The following is an 834-nucleotide window of genomic DNA, read 5'->3' as shown; positions in this document are numbered from 1 at the left end:
ACCGTCACTTCAGGAATTTCGTGGACACTGTTGTCGGTATCAGTCTGCGCGGCCGTGGAGACCAGCGGACACAGCAGCAGGGAAGCCGCCAGGGAGCGACTCAAAACGCGAGCATAGATGATCATGGTAGTGCCTGTGGCTAATATTCTGCGATCCCCCGGCCTTCGGAGCCTTGCCGCCAATAACGTCCCTTTCGTCAGCGCGGCAGACCGGAAACTTGGGCCGGGATAGTAATGCAGGTGCAAACTATTCTCAATACTGATTGCTGTATGACACCGCTACGGCTTTCCCTCCGACAGCAACGACTGCAATTCCGCCCGGCCTTTGGCATTGGTTTCCACCAGCATGTCCACATCGGCACGATGCTCAATCTGTTCCAGCAGCAGGCGCTCATCCAGATCCCGGAAGCTGCGTACCAGATCAATGGCGGTGGATTCGGGAACGCCCAGCTGCATCAACGTCAGGCGGGCACTGAGCAGGGCAGATTCAAAGCTTTCCCGAATCACTTGATCCACGCCCAGGGCATGTAGCTTGTAAGCGTGATAGCGGTCGCGGGCGCGAGCCACAATGGTCACGCTGGGAAAGTGGTGGCGTACCAGTTCGGCGGCTTTCAGGGAGGCGTCCACATCGTCCACCGCCAGCACCAGCACCTTGGCATGCTCCAGGCCCGCGTTGTGCAATAGATCGAGCCGGGTTACATCGCCAAAGTACACTTCGTTGCCGTAGCGCCGCAGCATATCGATTTCATCCGGGTCGGAATCCAGTGCGGTGAAGGGAATCTGGCGCCCCACCAGAATCCGCGCGGTGATCTGCCCGAAGCGGCCAAGCCCGGCA

At 59.1% G+C, this 834-nt stretch carries 1 protein-coding gene; it reads right to left on the bottom strand.

The window, feature by feature from the left end; translation table 11 throughout:
* Positions 1-278: 278 nt before the first annotated feature.
* On the bottom strand, positions 279-834 hold a 556-nt coding region (locus A3730_RS20285), incomplete at its 5' end, for an NAD-binding protein (RefSeq protein ID WP_197477547.1).

This window comes from Alcanivorax sp. HI0044 (assembly GCF_001634945.1).
Note: the sequence above shows the minus strand (reverse complement) of the source record. Positions and strands in the feature narration are given on the sequence as shown.